General features: G+C 69.4%; 12 protein-coding genes. 8 read left to right on the top strand and 4 right to left on the bottom strand.

The genetic code is table 11. From position 1 onward, the window contains the following. Positions 1-58: 58 nt before the first annotated feature. The 6 genes from AC5W7N_RS00850 (at position 59) to AC5W7N_RS00825 (ending at position 15997) form a co-directional block, all read left to right on the top strand. Positions 59-1345 (top strand): SidA/IucD/PvdA family monooxygenase, encoded by a 1287-nt coding sequence (locus tag AC5W7N_RS00850; protein WP_163814409.1) that lies wholly within the window; start codon positions 59-61, stop codon positions 1343-1345. Positions 1346-1410: 65 nt separating this feature from the next. After that, positions 1411-2352 (top strand): methionyl-tRNA formyltransferase, encoded by a 942-nt coding sequence (locus AC5W7N_RS00845; protein WP_194989412.1) that lies wholly within the window; start codon positions 1411-1413, stop codon positions 2350-2352. 57 nt (positions 2353-2409) lie between these two features. Beyond that, complete coding sequence (locus tag AC5W7N_RS00840) at positions 2410-8001, top strand: amino acid adenylation domain-containing protein (protein WP_495923044.1); 5592 nt, start codon at positions 2410-2412, stop codon at positions 7999-8001. Positions 8002-8052: 51 nt separating this feature from the next. Next, the gene (locus AC5W7N_RS00835) at positions 8053-9042 is read left to right on the top strand and encodes an ABC transporter substrate-binding protein (RefSeq protein WP_195006959.1); all 990 of its coding nucleotides are present in this window, start codon (positions 8053-8055) and stop codon (positions 9040-9042) included. Between the two features lie 494 nt (positions 9043-9536). Continuing rightward, positions 9537-11258 (top strand): condensation domain-containing protein, encoded by a 1722-nt coding sequence (locus tag AC5W7N_RS00830; RefSeq protein WP_495923042.1) that lies wholly within the window; start codon positions 9537-9539, stop codon positions 11256-11258. Next, the gene (locus tag AC5W7N_RS00825; RefSeq protein ID WP_495923040.1) at positions 11255-15997 is read left to right on the top strand and encodes an AMP-binding protein; all 4743 of its coding nucleotides are present in this window, start codon (positions 11255-11257) and stop codon (positions 15995-15997) included. The genes AC5W7N_RS00830 and AC5W7N_RS00825 overlap by 4 nt, the downstream gene beginning before the upstream one ends. Positions 15998-16150: 153 nt before the next feature. Here the strand turns inward: AC5W7N_RS00825 and AC5W7N_RS00820 are convergent, their stop codons facing one another. Further along, positions 16151-16621, bottom strand: a complete 471-nt coding sequence (locus tag AC5W7N_RS00820; protein ID WP_495923039.1) for a hypothetical protein — start codon at positions 16619-16621, stop codon at positions 16151-16153. Positions 16622-16658: 37 nt separating this feature from the next. After that, positions 16659-17765 carry a helix-turn-helix domain-containing protein gene (locus tag AC5W7N_RS00815; RefSeq protein ID WP_195020622.1) on the bottom strand — a complete coding sequence of 369 codons (1107 nt, stop codon included), beginning with the start codon at positions 17763-17765 and terminating at the stop codon, positions 16659-16661. A gap of 209 nt (positions 17766-17974) precedes the next feature. Here AC5W7N_RS00815 and AC5W7N_RS00810 point away from each other — a divergent pair, with 209 nt between their 5' ends. Then, on the top strand, positions 17975-18247 hold the full coding sequence (locus AC5W7N_RS00810; RefSeq protein WP_280213544.1) for a hypothetical protein: 273 nt from the start codon (positions 17975-17977) through the stop codon (positions 18245-18247). A 168-nt stretch (positions 18248-18415) separates the two neighbouring features. On the opposite strand, the gene AC5W7N_RS00805 is transcribed toward AC5W7N_RS00810, so the two are convergent. Then, entirely contained in the window at positions 18416-18907 is a 492-nt protein-coding gene (locus AC5W7N_RS00805; protein ID WP_194989692.1) for a DUF4265 domain-containing protein, read from the bottom strand. A 155-nt stretch (positions 18908-19062) separates the two neighbouring features. Next, a complete protein-coding gene (locus AC5W7N_RS00800; RefSeq protein WP_194989693.1) occupies positions 19063-19644 on the bottom strand; it encodes a DUF3558 domain-containing protein in 582 nt (193 codons plus the stop codon). Between the two features lie 391 nt (positions 19645-20035). Between AC5W7N_RS00800 and AC5W7N_RS00795 the strand changes: the two genes are divergently transcribed. After that, complete coding sequence (locus AC5W7N_RS00795; RefSeq protein WP_495923038.1) at positions 20036-23473, top strand: non-ribosomal peptide synthetase; 3438 nt, start codon at positions 20036-20038, stop codon at positions 23471-23473. Positions 23474-23481 lie beyond the last annotated feature (8 nt).

Here is a 23481-nt window from a genome sequence, read left to right as displayed (position 1 = left end):
CGGTAGCTGAACGGTGGCTGGAATCACAGTGCTGCCATGTGGAGAGAGTGGAGAACCAGTGGACAGACTTCTCGTTGTCGGTGCCGGACCGAAGGCGATGGCCGTCGCGGCCAAAGCGCATGTGCTGCGCTCGCTCGGTTTGCCCGCGCCACAGGTGACCGTGGTGGAACCGCATGCGGTGGGCGGCAATTGGCTGGCGACCGGCGGGTGGACCGATGGTCAGCACCGGCTGGGCACCAGCCCGGAGAAGGACATCGGCTTCCCGTACCACTCCACCTGGGCGCGTGGGCACAACCAGGCGATCAACGAGGCCATGATGGCGTTCAGCTGGACCGCGTTCCTGGTCGAGCGCGGTACCTACGCCGAGTGGGTCGACCGTGGCCGCCCGAGCCCGCAGCACAATGTCTGGGCGAAATACCTGCAGTGGGTGGCCCGCAAGATCGATCTCGACCTGGTCACCGGCAGCGTCCGCAAGATCTCGGCCGCGGCCGACGGTTGGCTGGTCACCGTCGCCGATTCGGACGGGGTGACCAGTGAGATCGACGCCGACCGCCTGATGATCACCGGCCCCGGCAATAGCGCCCGCGCGCTCGCCGACCATCCGAAGGTGCTCAGCATCGCCGAGTTCTGGGATCTGGCGGGCAAACGCAAGCTGCCGGTGTCCTCACGCGCGGCCGTCATCGGCGGCGGCGAGACCGCGGGTTCGGCCATGGACGAGCTGGTCCGCCACGACGTGCTGACCGTCTCGGTCATTTCCCCCGGCGCCACCATCTACACCCGCGGCGAAAGCTATTTCGAGAACTCCCTGTTCAGCGACCCCGCGAAGTGGCGCGCGCTGAGTATCGAGGAGCGCAGGGATGTGATGCGGCGCTGCGACCGCGGCGTGTTCTCGGTGCGGGTGCAGGAATCGCTGCTGGCCGACAATCGAGTGCATCACCTCCAGGGCCGGGTGGTCCGGGTCGCCGAGCAGGGCGACGGCGTGGCGCTCACCCTGCGCAACGAGATGCGCCCGGATCAGCAGCACAGCTTCGATCTGGTGGTCGATGCCACCGGCGGGCAGGCGCTGTGGTTCCTGGACATGTTCGACGCCGACGCCGCCGATCTGGTCGAGCTCGCCATCGGCGGTCCGATCACCCAGGCCCGGTTGGAGGCCGCGATCGGGCACGATCTGGCGGTGGACGGGCTCGATGCCAAGCTCTACCTGCCGAATTTGGCCGGACTGGCGCAGGGTCCCGGCTTCCCGAATCTCAGCTGCCTGGGCCAGCTTTCGGATCGGGTGCTGGCCACGGCGGCCACCAGCGCGGTCCCGGCGAACGCCGAATCGGCCCATTCGGCTCGCCCCTGAGCAGGCCGTCTATCCCAGTAGGCTAGGCTTGCCTTACTTGGCATCGAGGATGAAGGTTTCTGTTTATGCGCATCGTGTCGTTCGGCTTCCAGACCTGGGGCCGCAAGACCCTGCAGGCTCTGATCGATTCCGAGCATGAGGTGGTGCTCGCGGTCACCCATCCGGCCAGCGAGGATTCCTACAAGGGCATCTGGTCGGATTCGGTGGAGGAGCTGGCGCGTGAGCACGGCATCCCGGTGCACCTGACCGAGCGCGCCGACGCCGAGACCATCGATCTGGTCAAGCGGGCCGAACCGGACGTCATCGTGGTGAACAGCTGGTACACCTGGATGCCCGCCGAGCTCTACGAGATGCCCACCTACGGCACGCTGAACCTGCACGATTCGCTGCTGCCCAAGTTCACCGGTTTCTCGCCGGTGCTGTGGGCGCTGATCAGCGGTGAGAGCGAATTCGGCCTGACGGTGCACCGGATGGACGAGCAGCTCGACACCGGCGACATCCTGGTCCAGCACTCGCTGCCGATCGGCCCCGACGCCACCGGCACCGAGCTGGTGCTGGCCGGCATGGAGCTGATTCCCGGCGCGGTGAAGGAGGCCCTCGACGCGCTGGCCAACGGCACCGCCGAATGGAAGCCACAGAACAAGGCCGAGCGCACCTATTTCCACAAGCGCTCCGAGCGCGACAGCCGCATCGACTGGAACTGGCCCGCCGTGGATCTGGAGCGTTTCGTGCGCGCGCTGTCGGCGCCGTATCCGCGCGCGTTCAGCCACTACCGGGGCGAGAAGGTGGAGATCCTGGCCTCCCGGGTCTCCTCGGCCCGCTACGGCGGCACGCCCGGCCGCGTCATCGTGCAGGAGGACGGCGGCGCGGTGGTGTGCGGGCCGGACGCCTATCGCGGCGGTAACCACGCGCTGGTGATCACCCGGGTGCGCACCGCCGACGGCACCGAACACGACGGCGCCGAATTCTTCCGTCGCGGCGGCTATCTCACCGACGCGCCGGAGTAGTTGCCGAACGCGCGCGGACCGCGAGCGATAGATCCAGTGCGGGGGCCGGAGGGAACCATGTCGACCATTGCCAATGACGCGGCGAGCGTGCGAGCACACCGCACCGAACTGGTGCGCCGCCGGATTCCGGCGTCCCCCGGCCCACGCCGTCCGCTGACGCCGGGGCAGTCGCGTGCCTGGTTCCTGCAGACCCGTGAGCCCGCTGATGTCTCGCTCAATATCGGTGTCGCCTACCGGCTTTCCGGTGCGCTCGACGTCGCCCGGCTGCGGGCCGCGGTCGCCGCCGTCGCTGCTGAACACGACATCCTGCGCAGCAGTTACGGGCGCGGCATCGACGGTGAGCCGTATCAGGTGGTTCGCCCGGATCTGGCGCCCGCGTGGCTCGAACACGATCTGTCCGGACGTTCCGAGGCCGGGCTGACCCGCCGGGTGGAAGTGCTCGTTCGGCGTGAGCTGGCCAGGCCCTTCGAACTGAGCGCGGAGGCGCCGCTGCGGTTGACGCTGATCCGCACCGGCGCCGAAGAATATGTGCTGGTGCTGGTCGCGCACACCATCGCATGGGACGACGACTCCCTCGGCGTGTTCACCGCCGACCTGGAGGCCGCGTACAACGGTTCGGCCCCGGTGCGCCGGGCGGGCACACGGTTCGCCGACCGTCGCGGTGACGACAGTGCGGGCCTGGCGTATTGGCGCGAGACGCTCACCCCGCTGCCCGAACCGCTGGAGTTGCCCGGCGGCCCGGTCTCCGGTTCCGGTGCACGACAGGCCGCACGTCGCAGCCGGGAGCTGCCCGACGCGCTGGTCCAGCGGGTGCGCGAGTTCGCCGATGCGTCGGAATCGACGCCAACGGCGGTCCTGCTGGCCGCGTATTCGACCCTCATCCACCGCTACACCGCCGCCACCGATTTCCTGGTCGCGATGCCGGTGTCGCTGCGCGGCAAGGACGCAGGCGATCGCATCGGATACTTCGGCAATACCGTCCTGCTGCGCAGCACACCGCGCGCGCAGGCCGCCTTCGCCGATTTCGCCGCCGAGATCGACGGTGTGGTCACCGATGCGCTGGCGCACAAGCACATCGGCATCGACCGGGTGGTGCACGCGATCAATCCCGACCGCACCGCGAGCAGGGACGGGCTCGAACAGCTCGCGCGCATCGGATTCGGTGTCCGCAGTGCCGGTGCGGGTTTCACGCTCGACGGCGTGAGCGCGACCATGCTCGAGCTGGGCGGCCCGCAGCTGCCGGTGCCATTGCGCGTGACCGTGACCCTTGATCCGTCGGCCCCGCGCGTCGACGCGGAATACTGGCCCGACGCGTTCGACGAGCGGCTGATCGAGCAACTGCTCGATCACTATCTGCAACTGCTCGACAGTGCGCTCACCGGCCCGCAGGTGCGTCTGGGTGAGCTCGACCTGTTCGGACCCCAGGCCAGGCAGCGGCTGCTCGCGCAATCGCGTGGTGAACTGGTCGACACCGAGCCGGCCACCCTGGTGTCGCTGTTCGAGCGCCGGGTCGGCGCCGCGCCCGAGGCGGTGGCGATCATCGCACCGGCCGACCAGCCAGGCACCGATCTGGAATTGACCTACGGCGCGCTCGACCGTCGCGCGAACCGGTTGGCGCACTGGCTGATCGCGCAGGGTATCGGCACTGAGGACATCGTCGCGCTGCGGATATCGAACTCGCCGGAGTTCGTCGTCGCGGTACTCGCGGTGCTCAAAGCCGGGGCCGCCTACCTGCCGATCGACCCGGCCTACCCGGATGAGCGCATCGATTTCCTGATCGGCGACGCGGCACCCCGGCTGGTACTCGGCCGAGTCGAACTGGACGCCGCCGAGGAATCGGCCGTCGATCGGGCCGAGCACGCGCCCACCGACGCCGACCGGGTGCGCCCGCTGCGTCCGGACAACCTCGCCTACGTGATCTACACCTCCGGTTCCACCGGAACCCCCAAAGGCGTGCCGGTCGCGCATGCCGCGATCGCCGATCATCTGATCGGGTTCTGCGCCCAATGGGGGATGACGGCCGAGGACCGGCTGCTGCAATCGTCGTCGGTGAGCTTCGACGCGTCGCTGCTCGACATCTTCGTCACGCTGACGCTCGGTGCGCGCCTGGTGATTCCGCGCCCGGACGCCTTCCGCGATATCGGCTATGTCGCCGATCTGATCAGTCGCTACGGCGTCACCGTGCTGCATATGGTGCCCTCGCTGCTGAGTGCGCTGCTGCTGTTGCCGGAGGTCAGCGAGTGGCGCGCGCTGCGGCATGTGCCGGTGGGCGGCGAGGCGCTGCTCGGTGAGGTGGCCGACCGGTTCGCCGGGATGTTCGACGCCGAACTGCGCAACCATTACGGCCCGACCGAGGCCGTGGTCTCGGCGACGCATATGCCGGTGGAGGGACCGCAGGGCCCGCGCATCGTGCCGGTGGGCGTGCCGAACCGCAATGTGAGCGCCTACCTGTTCGACGACCGATTGCAGCTGGTCCCCGCCGGCGCGGTGGGTGAGATCTATCTCGGCGGCGATCAGCTGGCCCGCGGCTACCTCGACCGGGCCGGGCTCACCGCCGAACGGTTCGTTCCCGATCCCTTCCGTCCCGGTCGCCGGCTGTACCGCACCGGTGATCTGGCGCGGCGCAATGTGTCCGGTGAACTCGAATTCGTCGGTCGCGCCGACGAACAGGTGAAGGTGCGCGGGTATCGCATCGAGCTGGGCGAGGTACAGGCCGTGATCGCCGGGCATCCGAGCGTGGCGCAGTGCGTGGTCGTCGCGAACACCGACCGTGCCCTCGGCACCACCCTCGCCGCCTACGTGGTGCCCGCCGAGGCGGACGTCGACGTCGAGCGGGTCCGTGACTATCTCGCGAAATCCCTGCCGGAGTTCATGATTCCGTCCGCCTTCGCCGTGGTCGACCGGATCCCGTTGACCGAGCACGGCAAGCTCGACAAACGCGCCCTGCCCGAACCGCGCCGCGTCGGCATGCGGGCCCGCCGGGCACCGGCCACCGCCACCGAGATCAGGCTGGCGGCGCTGTTCGGCGAGATCTTCGGCCACGCCGAGGTCGGCGCCGACGATTCGTTCTTCGAGCTGGGTGGGCATTCGCTGCTGGCCAACCGGCTGGTGGTGCGGATCCGCGCGGAGTTCGGTGTGGAGATCGACGTGCGCGCGCCCTTCGACACGCCGACCGTCGCCGGTTTGGCCGCGCTGATCGAGTCGACGCCGGTGACGGCGGGCGTGAACGGTTTGCCGCCATTGACGAAACAGCCACGCCCGGAGCGGGTTCCGCTGTCCCATCGGCAGCGCGCCGAATGGGCTGCCGGTGCACAGGGTGTCGTGCAGGCTGCCGTTCGGATCACGGGCCCGCTCGACGAGCCCGCGCTGACGGCGGCGCTCAACGATGTGATCGCCCGCCATGCCGCGCTGCGCACCGTGTTCCCCGGGGGCGGCCATCGGACGGTGCCGTCTTCGGCCCAGAACGTCATCGCTGACGCTGAACTCACCGGAGACGAACCGCATCAATTGGTGTTGGCCTCGGCTGACACCACCGTCGTCGTCACCGGCATCGCGGAAGCCGATCTCCCCGGAGCGCTGCGTTCGGCCGCCGCGCACCGATTCGATCCGGCCACCGCTCCGCTGTTGTCGGCGCAGATCTTCCTGCTGGATGAGAACACCAGGGTGCTCTCGCTGGTCGCGCATCGGCTCGTGGCCGATGAGCCCTCGCTGCGCACGGTCGTCTCCGATCTCGCTATCGCCTACCGCTGCCGGATAGGTACCGGTGCGCCGCCGCAGTGGGGGCCACCGGCCATCGATCACGTCGACTACACGTTGTGGCAGCACGCTGTCGCGGAATCGGCGGGCACCAGAATCGACGAATGGCAGCGGGCGCAGACCGAACTGCCTGCCCCGGTCGATCTCGCCGACCGTGCCGATGCGGACGTTGCGGGCGCACACGACGTCGGCTTCGGTATCCCGACCGGCCTGCGCCAACGCCTCGAATCCCGCGCCGAAGCCGCCGGCGCCACCGAATTCATGCTGTACCAGGCGGCAGTCGCCGCCTTGCTGCACAAGCTCGGCGCGGGCCGCGAGATCGTACTCGCCACCCCGACCACCGGCCGCACCGATACCGTGGCCGCCGATCTGGTCGGCCCGCTGGCGAGCAGGCTGATGCTGCGCACCGATCTGTCTGGCGATCCGACACTCGCCGAGGTGCTCGCTCGCGCCCGCGACGCGGCGCTGAACGCCTTCCGCGACCAGGACCTGCCGATCGTCCGCGAGGATCGAAAAGCCGTGCCGCAGGCGGAGATCCGTTGCGAGGACGACCACCGATTCGGCGAAACCTGGCTCGCCGAGGACCTGCACCTGGCGCCACAGCCGATACCGGTCCGCGCCCCGCGCGAGCTGACGTTCGTCTTCACCACCAGGGTCGCCGGCGAGGTGGACGTGCGCGTCATCGCCGACGCCCGCCGCTACGACGCGGCCACGATCGCGCTGTTCACCCGCCATCTGCTGACGGTGCTGGAAGCCTTCGCCGAGACGCCCGAACGCGCCGTGTCCGAGCTCCGGCTGATGAGCGCCGGCGAACAGGAACGAGTGCTGGGCGAATGGTCCACCGGTGTCGAACCGTCCGATGTGCGCAGCTTGGGTGCCCTGTTCCGGCATGGTCGCGCGGTGCCGGGGGTCCGGATCGCGTTGCGGTGCGGCAGTGAACAACTCACCTATGGCGAGCTGTATCAGCGACTGGACGAGCTGATCGCGGGCGAGGCCGCAACCGAACCGACGGCCGGTGTGGATTCGCTGACCCACCTGCTCGCCGCGCTGGGCAGGTTGTTGCCTCCGGCCGCGCCCGTCAGCAAGTACAGCGCGCCCTCCGCCGCCCCGGAGAACGATGGGCGGTCCGACTCGACCGGCGCGACCACGGGTCTGCACCGTTCAGCCGAGGTCGGGCCGCTCGAGCTGCCTCTGACCGCGCTCACCGCCGCCGTCGCGGACCGGCGCTGTGTGGCCGCCGATCGACGTCGCGCCGACGCGGATCCGGCACGCAAGCGGGCCGATATCCGGCTGTTCGCCACCGCCCCCGACGATCCCCAGCTGGCGGCCGATCTGCTCGCGGCACTGACCGACGGCGCGACCTTCGTTCTGGCGACCGCCGAGCAGCGCGCCGACCCGGTGGCGCTGGCGCAGGTGATCGCCGAGCGTGCGGTGACGCAGGTGGTCGCCGCGCCGACGCTGCTCGCAGGTCTCGCCGCGGCCGGGGTCGACACTCTGCCGACGGTGCACCGCTGGGATGTGAACGGAATCGGTTGGTCCGCAGAGCTTCCCGCGCTGCTGCGGACGTTGGCGCCGGATTCGGTGGCTACCTTCGCCTACCGCGCGCCCGCGTATCTCGGCGCCGTCGCCCGCGGGCCGATGACCGGAGCCGGGCGCGCACGTCCGGTGCCCGGTGCGCGGATTCTGATCCTCGACGAGTGGCTGCGGCCCGTCGCGCCCGGCGTGCTCGGCGAGGTGTACGTGGGCGGAATCGCGCTGGCCACCCGGTTCGCCGGTCCCGAAGCGACGGACGGTTTCGTCGCGGACCCGTTCGAGCCCGGTGAGCGGCTGTTCCGCACCGGCGACACGGCCAGATGGACCACCGACGGACGACTCGCCTTCGCGCAAGCTTAGGCTTACCTACGATCATCCGAGTTCGGTCGGGGTCGAAGCAAGGAGTACGGAATGAAACTGGCTCGAAGGACCGCGCGGCGAGGTGTGCTCGCGCGGCTGGGAATGGCCGCGGTGGCCACGGCGCTGGCCGTCTCGGTGGCGGCCTGTGGCGCCGACTCCGAGGGGGCGGAGGGTGCGGGCGTCACCGTCAAGCACAAGCTCGGCGAGACGACCGTCGAAGGCACACCCGAGCGCGTGGTCACCATCGGCAACCAGTGGCTGGATGCCTCGCTGGCCCTCGGCGTGACGCCGGTCGGTTACGCCGACAACGTCTCGATCCTCGCGGGCGGCCAGAAGGTGCCGTGGGCGCCGGATTCCCTCGGCGATGCCAAGGTGCTGAAGCAGGGTTCGGATATGGCCGAGCAGATCGCGGCGCTGGAGCCGGATCTGATCCTGGTGCCCGGATTCCTGGTCGATCAGGCGATGTACGACAAGCTCTCCAAGCTGGCCCCGACCATCGGCCCGGTCACCGAGGACGCCGAGGTGGACCTGTGGTCCGATCAGGTCACCGAGCTCGGGCGGGTGCTGCACAAGGAAGACGAGGCGAACAAGGTGATCGCCGGCGTCGACACCAAGATCAAAGACGTGTCCGCGAAGTACCCCAACCTCGCCGGCAAGACCTTCCTGACCTGCATGCTCACCGGCCCCTCGCAGCTCATGGTGCTGGCCGACCCGAAGGACGGCTCCGCGAAGCTGTTCAACGATCTCGGCCTGAGCATCCCGAAGAACATCGCCGACGAGGCCCCCGCCGGCGGACGCCTGGCGCTCTCGCCGGAGCGGCTCGGCGATCTGACCTCCGACATCCTCATGTGCGGCGCCATGCCCGCCTATGAGCAGAAGTTCAAGGAACTGCCGGGCTACAACGATCTGCCCGCGGTGAAGTCGGGCGGCATGACCTTCCTCGACACCCTCACCATCAGCGCGATCAACACCCCGACCGCGCTGTCGGTGCCGTACGTGCTGGAGAAGCTCGACCCGACCTTCGCGGCCGTCGGCAAGTAGGAGTGGCCGGCCGGGTGGGTCCGGATGGATCCGCCCGGCCGTTCGGGGGCTGTGTGATCGGTGGATGTCGGCCTTAGTGGCTGCGCGGCGATCGCGCTATGCGGCGGATGGACGCCACCAGGGTGGCTGCGTGCCGATTGCGCGGTGCCGGGTGGATGTCGCACGGGCGGCTGCGCGGATTGCGCTGTGCGGGTGGATGTCGTGCGGGGCGGCTGCGCGGATTGCGCTGTGCGGATGGACGCTGCCCGGCTCGGCTGCGCGCGGATTGCGCGCGCCGGGCGGCGGCGCCCAGATCAGCACGTGCGATTCGGCGCGCTTCTACGGCCGGGACCCCTGATGGGGAACTCGCGGCGGGACGCCCCGGCCCCGCCTGCTCGGTGACTGCCGACTCGCGGCAGTCGGTAAGGATAGGCTAACTTATTACCCGGGGGTGTGGTTGGTTTCGCGACCGCCCGCGCACCCAGTTCGTTTCGATCAGTGAGTAGAGGATCGCAATGCCGGATTCGCTTGTGCAGAACCTGACCGCGCCCAAGACTGCCGCCGGTTCCGGTGATCGTGGAGTCCCGCTGGCTCCCGCCCAGCAGGCCGCGCTGCTGCCGGAGCGGCTGCACCGCAGGCCGGCCGCCAACCTGTTCATCGCACTCGAACTCACCGGGGACGTGGACCCGAGCGCACTGGACCGTGCTCTCATCGCGGTGCTGACCGAACACGCGATTCTGCGCAGCGTCTTCCCCGACGACCGTCGCATTCCGTATCAGCGGGTCGTCGACGCCCCCGCATCCGTGCTGGAGATCGGCCGCAGCGTCGCCGACGACACCGATCTCGAACTCGCCCTCGCCCAGGACGCCGAGCACCGCTTCGACCTGGTGGCGGGTCTGCCGCTGCGGGTGCGGCTGTACCGGTTGCCCGGGCGCGATGTGCTCTCGATCGCGGCGCATCCCATTGCCGCCGACGACCGTTCGGTCGAACTGTTCGTGGCGGCCCTGTTCGCCGCGTACGCCGGAGCCGAGCCCGGTGCCGCGAAGCAGTTCGCGGATTTCGTGCCCGCGCAGTTGAAGGCGCTGGCCGCCACCGCGGCGAACGATCCGGCGCTGGCGTACTGGACCGAGCGGCTGGCCGAGCTACCCGCTCGCGTTCCGGTCACCTCGTCCACGCCCGGTATCGGCATCGCCCGCCGAGTGCTCACCATGCCGTCGGAGACCCTCGCCGCGTTGCGCGTGCACGCCGACGGTGACGCCGCCGCCGTCTTCGCCGCGCTCGCCGCCGCCGCCCTGCGCGACACCGGGCTCGGCGACGATGCGCTGGTCGGGCTCACCGATCCGGCGCGTTCGGCGGAGGCCGCGGAGGTCGTCGGTCCCTTCGCCAACCATCTCGTGCTGCGTATCGCGCCGAACGGTCGCACGCCGAAGACGCTGATCGCCGAGACCGCCGAGACCGTGGCGCAGGCGCGTGCGCAGGCGGGCCCCCGGGTGGAGCGGATCACCCACCTGCTGCGCGGCACCGCCGCACTCGCCGACGGCGCGCTGTTCCAGGCGCTGCTGACCGTCCGCGACGCCGCGCCGGTCGCGCTGAGCAGCGGGGGAGTGCAGGTGCGCGAGGTCGCGCGGCGCTCGGCCCGGCCGCACGGTGTGGACATCGTGATGGACGTTGCCCTCGGCGCCGACGGCGCCACCCTGACCCTCGACTTCCCGATCGAACTGGCCGGCCGGCCCGAAATCGGCGTCTTCGCCTCGCGTTTCGCGCAGCGCGCGAGCGCGTGGGCCGAAGCAGCCGATGCCGTCATCGACGCGACGCCCGACGAGCGCCCCCTGTTCACCCCCGCCTCCGACGACGACGTGCTGGAGATCCCCACCGCCGGCCTCGGTGGCGAGCCGCAGACCGACGCCGAGCGCGTGATCGCCGCCGCCATCCGCAAGGTGCTCGATCTGGACGAGGACGACGACCTCGGCCGTGAGGACACCTTCTTCTCCCTCGGCGGCGACAGCATCGCCGCGCTTCGCCTGGTCACCGACCTGGCCGAGCAGGGCCATGTGCTCGACGTGCAGACCGTGTTCGCCTATCCGGCCGTCTACGAGCTGGCCGAACAGCTGGAAAACGGTGCAGGCAAGGCAGATTCGCCAGCCCAGCCCGCTGCGCAGGAGGTGGCGCCGATGAGCGCGTCCGGGCTGGACGCCGCCGCGTTGAGCGCGCTCGGACGGAAGTTCGGCGCCAAGTGAGTATCGAGATCCTCGACGTCATCGCGCTCTCGCCGCTACAACGTGGCCTGTATTCGGTGAGCGCGATGTCACCGGGCGTCGACCCGTACCTGGTCACCTTCACGGTCCGGATCGAGAACCTGACCGAGCTGTCGGGGCTGCGCACCGCGTTCGACGAACTGCTGCAACGGTATCCACATCTGGCGGGTGCGGTGCTCACCGAGGGGCTGCCGCATCCGGTGCTGGTCGTGACGTCCGCCGGCCGGATCGCCTGGCACGAGATCGATCTGCGCGGTGCCGCCGATCCGGAGGCCGAGGCGGAGAAGATCTACTGGGCCGAGGGGCGCCGCAGGCTCGATCTGGACAACGGACCGCTGTTCCGGGTGACCGCCGCCCGACTCGCGGACACCACCTACCAACTGATCTGCACCGCGCATCACATCGTGGTCGACGGCTGGTCGATTCCGCTGCTGTTCTCCGACCTGATCGCGCTGCATCGCGGGGAAGGCGCGGCGCTGCCGCCCGCGCCGCCGCTGCGTGACCATGCGGCCTGGATCGCGCAGAAGGACACCGAGGCCTCCGTCCGCGCGTGGACCACCGCCCTCGCCGACCTGGCCCCGATGCCGATGGTCGGCCCGCCCGCACCGGCCGAACCCGATCTCGCGGTGCTCGGCGAGGCGCGATTCAGTGTCGAGGAAACGGAATTCGTCACCGCGTGGGCGCGGGCCAACGGGCTCACTCTCAACACGGTTCTCGAAGTAGCGTGGGCGCGTATCCTTTCCGGCCTCACCGGCCGCGACGACGTCGTGTTCGGCCAGACCACCTCCGGCCGTGACGCCACCCTGCCCGGCGCCGACCGCATCGTCGGCGCGCTCATCACCACCATTCCCGTCCGGGTGCGGGTGGACCAGCGGGCACCGGCCGAAGTGGCCGCCCCGCTGCAAAAGCAGGTGGCCGAACTGCGGACCCACGAGTACCTCGGCATCTCCGAGATCACCCGCCACGCAGGCGTCGGCCAGCTCTTCGACACCCTGCTGGTTTTCGAGAACTCCCCGATGGGCGCGGTCACCGCGGCGATGCCGATGGGCGGCGGGGCCCGCATGATCCCGCGCCGCGTCGATTCCCTCAGCCACTACCCGATCACGGTCGTTCCGCTGGTGGAGCACGGGCAGCTCATCTGCCGGGTGGAAATCCGCCCCGATCTGGTGGATCGGTTCGAGCCGGAGCGGATGGCGCGCCGAGTTCTCGCGGTGGTGCGCAGGTTGGCCGATGCGCCGCGCGCGTGCGATGTGAGTGTTCTGCTCGACGACGAGCCGGCGGCACTGTCGGAGCCCGAGATCGCTGCCGACGGGCGAATCGTCGCCCGGCGCGAGATGGCAGGTGCCGCGGAGCCGGTGGACGCCAACGCCTCACCCCCCACGGCCACCGGATCTGTGCCGACCGGGGATAACGGCGGCGTCTCACCCTCGGCGAAGACGGTTGCAGGCGGATCCTCTTCGGTGGGTGACGCAGACGCGGCGCCGGCACCCGATGACGTCGCCCGACGACTGTCCGAGGTGCGTTCGGTTCCTGAGCTGCTGCTCGCCTTCATCGTCGCCGACGCGGCCGGTGCTACCGCCGTCATCGACGATGAAGGCGAGCAGTCTTTCGCCGAATTCGGCGCGGCGGTCCAGACTTTGGCGCGCGCACTGAACACTGTCGGCGTGCGCCCCGGCGATGCCGTCGCGGTCATGCTGCCCCGCGATCGCCGGGTGTTGCAGGCGCCGTTCGCCATCGGGCTCGCCGGGGCGCTGTGTGTGCACGTCGATCCGGCGACGCCCGCCGATCGGCTCGCCTACATTCTCGAGGTGTCGGGCGCGCGGTTCGTGCTTGCCGATGACGCGCTCGCGGACGCTATCGCCGAGGTCCGGGCTCAGGGCGTGCAGTGTGTGCACGCGATTCCCGATGGCGTTGGTGGGCTGCGCGTGGCAGCGGGCCTCGGCGGCGATGCTGGGCTGCGCGTGGCAGCCGGTCTCGGCGGCGATGGTGGGCAGGTAGCCCCTGTCGATTCGGCCGAGCTAAGTGCCGGCGCCGAGTCGACTGCGCCGGGCTCGGTTGTCTCCGCTGGAGGCGCTCCGGGACCGGCGGCCGGCCTCGCCGAACCGGATGTCGCTGCGGCACAACCGGCAACGCCGACGGATCCGGAATCCCCCTTCTACGTCGTCTTCACCTCCGGCACCACCGGCCGCCCCAAGGGTGTCGCGGTCCCGCACCGCGCCCTGCTCAACCACTGGTCCACCCACGAGCGGCGCATCTTCGCCCCGACCGCCGCCGAGGCCGGGCGGCAGCTGCGCATCGGCCACGGCTGGTCCACCGGTTTCGATGCCGCCTGGCAGCCCACGATCGCGCTGCTCAGCGGTCACGCCGTGGTTCTGCTCGGCGACAAGGTGCGCACCGATGCCGAGCAGATCGTCGGCGCTATCGCAACGCACGGCATCGACATCTTCGATACGTCGCCGTCCATGTTGAACCGGCTCATCGACGCCGGGTTGTTCAGCACCGGCGACGATGGGGTCGAGAGCTGCCCGTTGCGGATCCTCGCGCTGGGTGGCGAGGCGATCAGCCTCGATACCTGGCGACGGTTGCAGGGTCTGCCGACCACTCGCGTCATCAACTTCTACGGCCCGACCGAGACCACGGTCGAGGCGCTGATGGCCGATGTGCACGATCACGCCGCGCCGACCATCGGCAACACCTTCGACAATATGGCCGCCGAGGTACTCGATCATCGGCTGCGCCCGGTGCCGCCGGGCGGGCAGGGTGAGCTGTACCTATCCGGGCCGCAGCTGGCGGTCGGTTACCTGGGGCGTCCTGCGACCACGGCGGCGGCGTTCGTTGCCGGGCCGCACGGAAGGCGTTACCGCACCGGCGATCTGGTGCGTCGCGCGGCCGACGGCACCGTCGTGTACGAGGGCCGCATCGACAGCCAGGTGAAGATCAACGGCTACCGCGTGGAGCCCGATGAGGCGACCGTCGTGATGCGTGAACTCGACGGTGTGGCTCACGCGGCCGCGCTGGCGTTCGTGGACAACGGCCGGACCAGGCTCGGCGCGCTCGTGGTCGCCGATCTGTCCGCCGCCGAGATCCGGACCGCACTGGCCCGGCGTCTGCCACAGTTCCTGGTGCCGACGCGCATCGTGCATGTCGATCAGATTCCGTTGAACCGCAACGACAAACTCGACGTGCACGCGGCCACCGCGCTGCTCACCGCGCCGATCGCCGGTGGTGCGGGTGCCGAACCGGCCACCGATACCGAGCGTGCGCTGCTCGAGGTGATCGCGGCGATGGGCGAGGGTGCGAGCCGGGTCGGGATCACCGACAGCCTGGTCGATCTGGGTATCGACAGCATCGGTGTCATCGATCTGGTGTCACGGTTGCGCGGCGCGGGGTACCGGGTGGGTGCGAAAGACGTGCTCGGCGCTGCCGACCTGCGCGATCTCGCGCGAGTACTGGATGAACGCGGTTCCGATGAGGACGAGCCCGAAGCCGATGCGGTCGCGCCGGGCACGGTCCTCCCGTTGACGCCGCTGGCCCACGAGATCATCGCCAACGGCAACTACCGTTATCTGGCGCAGAGCCAGGTGATTTCGCTGCCCGACGACGTCTCCGCCGACGAGATCATCGAGCGTCTCGGTGCGCTCGCCCTCGCCCACCCGACGCTGCGCTCCCGGCTGACAATGGTCGACGGCGGGTACGCGCTGCTGGTGGAGGAGACCTCGAGCGCGGCCGAGCTGCTGAGCATCGTCTCCGGCGACACCGACAGCGCTGCCCACCTCGCCGACACGGTCGCCCGCCTCGACCCCGATGCCGGGCGCATGGTCGCTGCGACCGTACTGGATGGCCCGCATCGGCGCCTGCTGCTCTCCGTCCACCACTTGGCGGTCGACGTCGTCTCGTGGTTGATCCTCGTCGACGATCTGCGCCGCATGGAGCAGGGCTCGGCGCCGCTCAACGAGACCGGTTCGACAGGCACCGACCACCCCGCCGGTGCGGCCGCGAGCGACCCGGTCGGCGAACCCGGCGCGGACACCGCGTCGACCAGGCCGCAGTCGACCCCACCCACGATCCTGGGAACCCCCCTGGGCGGCCGCCTCACCGACCCGCTTACCGACCGCGCCACCGACACCGTCCAGCGCGTGGTCGAACTCGGCCCCGACCACACCGAAGCCCTGCTGGCCCGCTGCACCGAAACCGGTGTGCCACTGGACGACGCCCTGATCCTGGCCTGTGCGCTGGCGTTCCCCGACACCGCCGACGACTCCGGCCGAATCGCCCTCACCCGCGAAACCCACGGCCGCCCCGCCGACGACGACACCCGCCGCGTCGGCTGGTTCACCGTCGAGGAAACCGTCTCGATCCCACACAACAAGTATCGAGACTGGACCCCCACCCACGGCCGCCCCGACCTCACCGACCGCACCCTCGAAGCCCGCGCCCAACTCCGCCTGAACCACCTGGGCCGCTTCGACGTCCTCCAATTCGGCACCGGCCCCTGGACCCCCGCCCCCCTATCCGACTTCACCTCCGAATTCGGCATATCCGGCCACCCGGACCTCCCGCTGCGGTTCACCGTCGACATCACCACAGCAGTGGTGAGTCGCGACGAACGGCCCGCACTGGTAGCCCAATTCGATCTGAACTCGCGGGTGCTGGACGACGCCGAAGTCGAAGCCCGCACCACCCGTTGGTTGCAGACCCTCACAACCTTCGCCGAAGCCTGAACCCGCCACGCGGGCTATCCCGCACATAGCTTCTCGACCGACACGCCGGGCCGACACGCAGGCTGGGCGCGAGAAGGTATGTGCCAGCTCGTCGGGGTTCAGTGGGGTGGGGCTCTTGGAGCGGTGGCCGGTCAGTCGGCGAGTCCGGCGTGATTACTCCCGCTGGGACCCTTTGGGCCACACGACGTCCACGGGGACGCCGGCCGCGCGGGCGAGTTCGACGACGGTTCCGGTGCCGCCGCGCTCACTGACCTCGCCGTCCCACACTGCGATCAGCTGATCGGCGCCCAGCAGCAGTTGGGCATTGGCGGCCTCGTAGGCCTCGCGCCCGGCATCGTCGAAGTCCATGACATGAACGGACGCGGCACGGCCCAGCAGGCGGTCGAACAACTCTGCGTGGTCGGGCTTCACCTTGCGCTCGCGGTAGTTGCGCGACGGCAACACCACTTCGAGCCGCCCACCGCAGTCCAAAACCGCCTGGGCGAACACCGAATCCGCACCTCGCGCGATGCAGCTGACACCGACCAGCCCCTCGCACCCCTCCAACACCTGCACGATGCGGTCGTACACCAGCTTCGCCGTGTCCGGGGTGATGTTCATGTGGCCGGTGACAGCGACGCGCAACGGAGTTCCTTCCTACGGTTCGAGCTGAGCCATCTTGTCAGTCGGCGAGCCCCGCGTAGTTGGCGAGGCTTCGCAGGCTGTCGGATGCTCGGCGTTGCTGAGTGGCGGCGGTTTTCACGATGTTCTTCACCGTCGGTGACGACCGGAAATGTTCGGGCGAGGCCAGCCGGGATTCGTAGAGGGCGGTGATGGCCGCGTCGGGGTCGCCGTTGAGTAGGTGCGCGCGGGCGGTGTCGAGCCAGAAGTAGGCCTGGCGTTCGATCGGTGTGCTCTTCTGGAGCCGGGTGCCGCGGGCGACGTCGATCGCGCGGCCGGGCTCGCCGAGGTCGACTTCGGCGCACACCTGATAGAGCTTGACGTTCGTCGGGCCGACCGGGGTGTCGTAGATGATGCGATCGCCGAAGCCGCGGGCCAGCCGCTCGGCCTCGGCGAGATGGGACCGCGAGGCGTCGGCGTCTCCGGCGGCCGCGGCGATGGTGCCTGCGCGCATGTGCAGGATCGAGTACACGGCAGCTGCTGCGGCGTCATCGTCCACGATCGGTTCGATATCGGCCATCGAGCGGGTCAGCAAGCGCAGCGCGTGCTGTGATGCGCCGACACGGGCCAGCGTTGCCGCTTTAACGTAATGGGTGGTCGCCAGCAGCAACGGATCGCCGGAACGCGTCGCCGCCCACTCCATTCGTTCCGTCGCGGTCAACGACAGGTCGGAGTATCCGAGCTTGTGCGCCACAGTGTTCGCCGCTCGGTAGGCGTCGGTGAGTAGCGCGTACGCCGGTTCGCCGGCTTCGTTGCCCGAGATGAGCAGCCGGTCGACCAGGTCGGGCAGCACCTGGACGATCTTGCGGTATTGGGTGTCCCGCCGCCACTGGCTGACCTTGGCCGACAGTGCGCGCAGCTGCTCGATCGGTTCGGGCTCCAGATCAGGGTCCATCAAATCGGTGGCGGCGAGCGTGCGGCGCAGGATCGGCAGCACATCCAAAAGCTGTTCGGGCTCATCGTCGCCGTACAACCGGGAGGCGTCCACCCGCAGAGCGTTCGCCACCGCGCCCACCCACACCGTGGACGCGGAACTGTGCCCCTTCTCCACCTGGGCGAGCATCGAGCGCGAGACGTTGGCCGCGGCGGCGAGCTGGTGTTGAGTCATGCCGCGTAGCTTGCGGATTCGCGCGATTCGAGCGCCGACCGATTCGCCTTCGATCATCACCTCAAGCTACCAGCGATGTATCGAACAATCTTCGAACAATCGAACATTCATCGAACCTTAACTTTGATCCCAGCCCCCGACGCCGGGTGCGTGCCCCTCATCCCCGGCGCCGGGCGGTTCCTACCAACCCAACAACCGCAGGGGATCAGATGTCGGACTACATCGCCGCGCTCACCGTGGCCGGTTCGATCGCCGTACTACTGCTCGTCCTCATTTACTTACTTCCCTACACCTTCGGCGAAGATGAACCGCCGATCACCGCGCGGGCGCCGCGCATGTCGGCGCGTACGGCGCATGGTCTGATGCAGGTGCATCGCCGATGCAGTATCGAATCCTGCCCGCATAAGCGGGATGCGTATCGGACTCTTGTTGCGATAGGGGCGATTACCCCGGATCAGCGGGCAGAGCGGTATTTGCGGTGAACGATCCGGAAGGCGAACCGTGTGGGTGGGTGCACTGGGATGACGGCACCTGGTCGATGCTCGACGAGTACGGGATGCCCAGCGAGCGGCGCACTCTCGACGAAATGCTAGAGGCGGTTCACCGCAGGCTTCGTGGTGAGAGAGACGGTGACGTGGGGTGATCCCGCATCAGCCATTGCCGGCCGTGGCTCTCCAGGCTGCGGTGACACAACCTTCCTCCCAGTGCCACCAGCTCTGTTCTGCACCATGTTCCAGCAGCTCGCGGACCTTTGGCAGGTCTGCGTGTGCCGGTACCTCCAAGGCGACCATCCGGAAACGCTCTATTCCTTCGCCGGTGGTGCCGAGCCGGTGGAATATATCCAGAACGCTCTGTCGAGCGGCAGCCGAGCCGTCGTCCTTCAGCACGATCAAGCGGAAGGTGCAGTTGTCCGACGGTTGGACCACATCCCCGGCCCACAGCAGGCCGTCGTCGTCCGGCTGCACCGCGATGATGTCTCCGCGGGCGATTCCGCGAACAAACCAGGGTGTGTTGTCCAATCGGACCGTGCCGTCACCGAGATCGATCGCCCACAGGCTCTCGATGCTTGCCGGCGGCCAGCCCTGTTCGTCGATGTCCATCCGAAAATGGACCTTCACGTGGTCGGGCCTGGGATCGGTCATCGAACCATCCTCACACGGCTATGGGACTTCGGTGCCGGACCAAGCGCCCGCCGGATGCACTGCATCGCAGCTTGAGCGCGCTCCGGTGGGGCGAATTCGTACGCCGACCGCAGCATCCGGTGCCCGGCATCACCGAATCGGTGAGGGAACCGCGCTCACGCCCAGGGCACGGCCCCGAAAATGGACCCGAGCGCATCGACGTTGCGCGAGCACGGATTATCGGCCGGGGTGACCGGGGCGGGTCCGGGGGCGGGGGAGCGGAGGATGACGGTCACCTCGCGGTCGCCGCTGTAAGGGGCGGTGATGCTGCAATATTCGGCGTTCTCGCCCGGGTGGGGGAGGAAGACCTGGAAGGGGCGGCCGAATTGCTGCATGAGGCGGCGGGCGGTGGGATCGTCGGGTTGCGGGAATTCCTCGACGCGCTGACGGACCCAGAACATCACGCCGATGCGCTCCACCTCGCCCGCCATCCAACTGCAACCGTCGGAGTTGTCCAGGTGCTGGCCGGGGGCGAGGCCGGGCTGGCGGATGGGCTGGATACCGGGGACGCCACTCACCCGATCGGCCACGCCCTGCGGGACCAGTGAGCACGGATCCAGACCTTCGAACGCGGGCGGCGCGGGAACCACCTGGGTGCGCGCCGGGAGGGGGGCGGTAGCCGCCGGACCTGCGGTGCCGCCGAGCGCGATCGCCGCGGCGAGCGCGGCGGCAGCGGCAATGAACGCCTTGCGAAGCAACGGTATCCCTTCATCGGCGGCGGGAGTCGCCGTCGGACGCGCCCAGACTACTGCCCAACCCCGCCCCGCGGCACCGTGTCCGGCGGATCATTTCGACCGAAATCCCCGTGAATCCGATATCGGCGTGGACCAGGGTTTCGGGGCGGTCGCGCTCGGCGCTGGTCAGGCGAGTGCCGACGGTTCGAGGGATCGGCGCGACGCGAGCGGGGAGGTGCGATCGCGTCCCGCTACGGGGAAGTCGGGCATCGCTGATCAGCCCCGCCACGGCATGATTAGGTTAGCCAAACCACACGGCTAGGGGACGGCCGAACCCATGCGTTACGATGCCTCGGTAGGTTAGGCAAGGCTTGCCTACGGCTTGGTGAGGCTGATCTTGCTGGTGAGGAGTCCGATGCTCGACAAGGCGGAAGTTCGCGAGATTGTGGCGGCGGCGATCGGCGTCCCGCCGGAATCGGTGGGTTACGACGACGATCTCGTCAGCCTCGGCATGCATTCGATGATGCTCATGCAGCTCTCGGCCAAGTGGCGCAAGCGCGGCTATGAGGTTCGCAGCTCCGAACTCGCGCTGGAGCCGACGATCGAGGCGTGGACCCGCATGCTCGGCGGCGGCGCCGCGCAGGCACCCGAACCGGCCCCGCAGCCCGCCGCCCCGGCCGCCCCCGCCGACGCCTCGGCGGAATTCGGCCTGGCCACCATGCAGCACGCCTACTGGATGGGCCGCCGCCAGGATCAGCGGCTCGGCGGTGTGGCCGCGCACCTCTACGTCGAATTCGACGGTGCGGGTGTGCAGGCCGATCGCCTCGAACGCGCCGTCGTCCGGCTGGTGCGCCGCCACGAACAATTGCGCGCGCAGTTCCTCGACAGCGGTACCCAGCGGGTGCTGCCGGAGCCGCCGCAGATCTTCCGCGTCGTCGATCTGAGCGGGCACGCCGAGCCCGAAGCCGAACTCGAACGCCTGCGTCAGGACAAGAGCCATCAGCGGATGGACGTCGAACGCGGCCAGGTCATCGACATCACCGTCACCCTGCTCCCGGGCGGCAAACACCGCCTGCATCTGGATGTCGACATGCTGGCCGCCGATGCGCAGAGCTACCGCCGCATCCTCGACGATCTGGCCGCCCTCTATGAATCCGATGCCGATGATCTCGCGCCCATCGGCTTCACCTTCCGCGAATATCTAGCCGAGAAAGAGCGCACCGCGCCGGACAACTCCGAAGAGGAGAAGTGGTGGGAGAACCGCATTCTCGACTTCCCCGATATTCCCTCGCTGCCGGTGGTCCCGGAAAGCGAGCGCCCCGATCCCTCGCGCAGCATCCGCCTGCACCACTGGTTCGACGCCGAGGCCAAGGCCCGCCTGCACCGCAACGCGCACGGCAACGGCGTCACCCCGGCGGTCGCCCTGGCCACCGTGTTCGCCGAAGCCATCGCGCGCTGGTCGGCGCAGCAGCGGTTCCTGCTGAACGTGCCGCTGTTCGCGCGCCAGCCGCTGCACGACGACATCGACAATGTGGTCGGCGATTTCACCAACTCCGTGCTGGTCGACGTCGACGCCCGCGAACCGGAATCCATGCTGGCGCGCGCCAAGCGGCTCCAGAAGGAACTGCACACCTGCGCCGCGCACGCCGACTACGAGGGTCTCGATGTGCTGCGTGATCTGGGCCGGATGCGTGGCGGTCCGGTGACGCCCTCGGTGGTGTTCACCTCCGGCCTGGACCTGGGTGAGCTGTTCGCCGACCGGGTCACCCGCGTGTTCGGCCGCCCGGTGTGGATCCTGTCGCAGGGCCCGCAGGTGGACCTGGACGCGCAGGTGGCCGAACTCGACGGCGGTCTGCTGGTGAACTGGGACATCCGCCGCGACGCGCTGCCCGAAGGTGTCGCCGAGGCGATGTTCGAGCGGTTCCGCAACACGCTGGACGCGCTGGTCGAGCCGGACGCCGATTGGCACGCGGAGCTGGCCATCGAGCTTCCGGAAAACCAGCAGGCAGTACGGGAATCGGTCAACAACACCGCGGCCGACCTGGGCGAACGCAACCTGCACGACGCCTTCTTCGCCCATGCCGAGCGCGCCCCGCGCCGGGAGGCGCTGCGCTGGCGCGACGGCTCGGCCACCTATGGCGAGCTGGCGGGCCAGGCCCTGTCGGTGGCAAGGGCGCTCACCGATGCGGGCGTGCGGCCCGGCGATACGGTGGCCGTCATCGTGCCGAAGGGGCACCGCCAGATTCCGGCCGTGCTCGGCGTGCTCGCCGCGGGCGCCACGTACCTGCCGATCGGCACCGGCCAGCCGAAGGCGCGGCGGGAGCGGATCCTGGAACGCGGTGGCGTGCGGGTCGCGCTCATCGACGACGTCATCGAGCTGCCCGCCGAGGTCACCGGCGTGGACCTGAGTACCGCGCTCACCGCCGACCCGCTGCCCGCCCCGCACAGCTGCGCCCCGGACTCGGTGGCCTACGTGCTGTTCACCTCCGGCTCGACCGGCGAACCGAAGGGCGTGGAGGTCGGCCATCGCGCGGCCACCAACACCATCGACGCCATCGCCGCCCACTTCGACCTGGGCAGCGACGATGCCACGATCGGCCTGTCGTCGCTGGAGTTCGACTTGTCGGTGTTCGACATCTTCAGCCCGCTGTCGCTGGGCGGCGCGCTGGTATGCGTGGACACCGAGACCGAACGCGATGCCCAGGCCTGGGCCGAGCTGATCGCCGACCGCGGCGTCACCGTGCTGAACTGCGCGCCGGGCCTGATCACCATGCTGCTCGACACCGCGACCGCCGAACAGCTGCGTTCACTGCGCGTGGTGATCACCGGCGGCGATCGGGTGAAGGCCGAACTCGGCCACCGGCTGCGCGCGCAGGTCCCCGGCCTGCGCTTCGCCGGCCTCGGCGGCACCACCGAAACCGCCATCCACTCCACCGTCTGCGAGGTCACCGACGCCTTCCCGGCCGACTGGGCCAACGTCCCGTACGGCACCCCGCTGGCGAATGTGCAGCTGCGCGTGGTCAATCAGCGCGGCGAGGACTGCCCGGACTGGGTGGTGGGCGAGCTGTGGATCGGCGGCGTCAGCGTGGCCGACGGCTACCGCGGCGACCGGGATCGGACCGCGCAGCGTTTCGTCGAACACGACGGCGTGCGCTGGTACCGCACCGGCGATCTGGCCCGCTACCTGCCCGACGGCACCGTCGATTTCCTCGGCCGCGCCGACCATCAGGTGAAGATCCGCGGCTATCGCGTCGAGCTCGGCGAGGTGGAATCCGCGCTGGCCGCGCTGCCGGGCGTCCGCGAAGCGGTGGCGCTGGCGACGGACTCTGGCCGGTTGGTCGCGGCCGTGCACGCCGAGGCGGTGACGGCCGAGTCGATCGAGCAGCAGCTGCGGGACCTGTTGCCCGCGCACATGATTCCCGAGGTCATCCGGGTGCTCGAGGACATCCCGCTGACCGCGAACGGCAAGCTCGACCGGGCCGCGATCCGGCGCCTGCTCAGCAGCGACGACCCGGGTGCCCGCGACACCTACGTGCCGCCGGCCACCGAACTGGAGGCGGCGGTCGAGTACATCACCGCGCAGGTGCTCGGCATCGAACGCATCGGTGTGGAGACCGACTTCTTCGACGTCGGCGGCAATTCGATCCTGGCCACCACCCTCACCGCCAAGATCCGCGGCCTGCTCGGCGTCGAGAGTTTCGGCGTCACCGGCGTGCTGGAGGGCCGCACGGTGCGCGGCATCACCGAACGCCTCCAGGCCACCGAGACCACCGAGGGCCGGCTGGAACAGGTGGCGCGGATCCTGCTGGAACTGGCGCAGGTGAGCGTTCCGGAACCCGCTCCGGCGCGCTGACCTGTACC

It is taken from the genome of Nocardia sp. CDC519 (assembly GCF_059509835.1).
The sequence above is the reverse complement of the archived record's forward strand: the minus strand, read 5'-3'. Positions and strand labels throughout refer to the sequence as shown.

Bases quoted from the DNA above. Each gene is read 5' to 3' on its own strand.
- AC5W7N_RS00810 (WP_280213544.1), top strand. From the start codon at position 17,975: ATGTCGGACTACATCGCCGCGCTCACCGTGGCCGGTTCGATCGCCGTA.
- AC5W7N_RS00830 (WP_495923042.1), top strand. From the start codon at position 9,537: ATGCCGGATTCGCTTGTGCAGAACCTGACCGCGCCCAAGACTGCCGCC.
- AC5W7N_RS00795 (WP_495923038.1), top strand. From the start codon at position 20,036: ATGCTCGACAAGGCGGAAGTTCGCGAGATTGTGGCGGCGGCGATCGGC.
- AC5W7N_RS00840 (WP_495923044.1), top strand. From the start codon at position 2,410: ATGTCGACCATTGCCAATGACGCGGCGAGCGTGCGAGCACACCGCACC.
- AC5W7N_RS00805 (WP_194989692.1), bottom strand. From the start codon at position 18,907: ATGACCGATCCCAGGCCCGACCACGTGAAGGTCCATTTTCGGATGGAC.
- AC5W7N_RS00835 (WP_195006959.1), top strand. From the start codon at position 8,053: ATGAAACTGGCTCGAAGGACCGCGCGGCGAGGTGTGCTCGCGCGGCTG.
- AC5W7N_RS00815 (WP_195020622.1), bottom strand. From the start codon at position 17,765: ATGACTCAACACCAGCTCGCCGCCGCGGCCAACGTCTCGCGCTCGATG.
- AC5W7N_RS00845 (WP_194989412.1), top strand. From the start codon at position 1,411: ATGCGCATCGTGTCGTTCGGCTTCCAGACCTGGGGCCGCAAGACCCTG.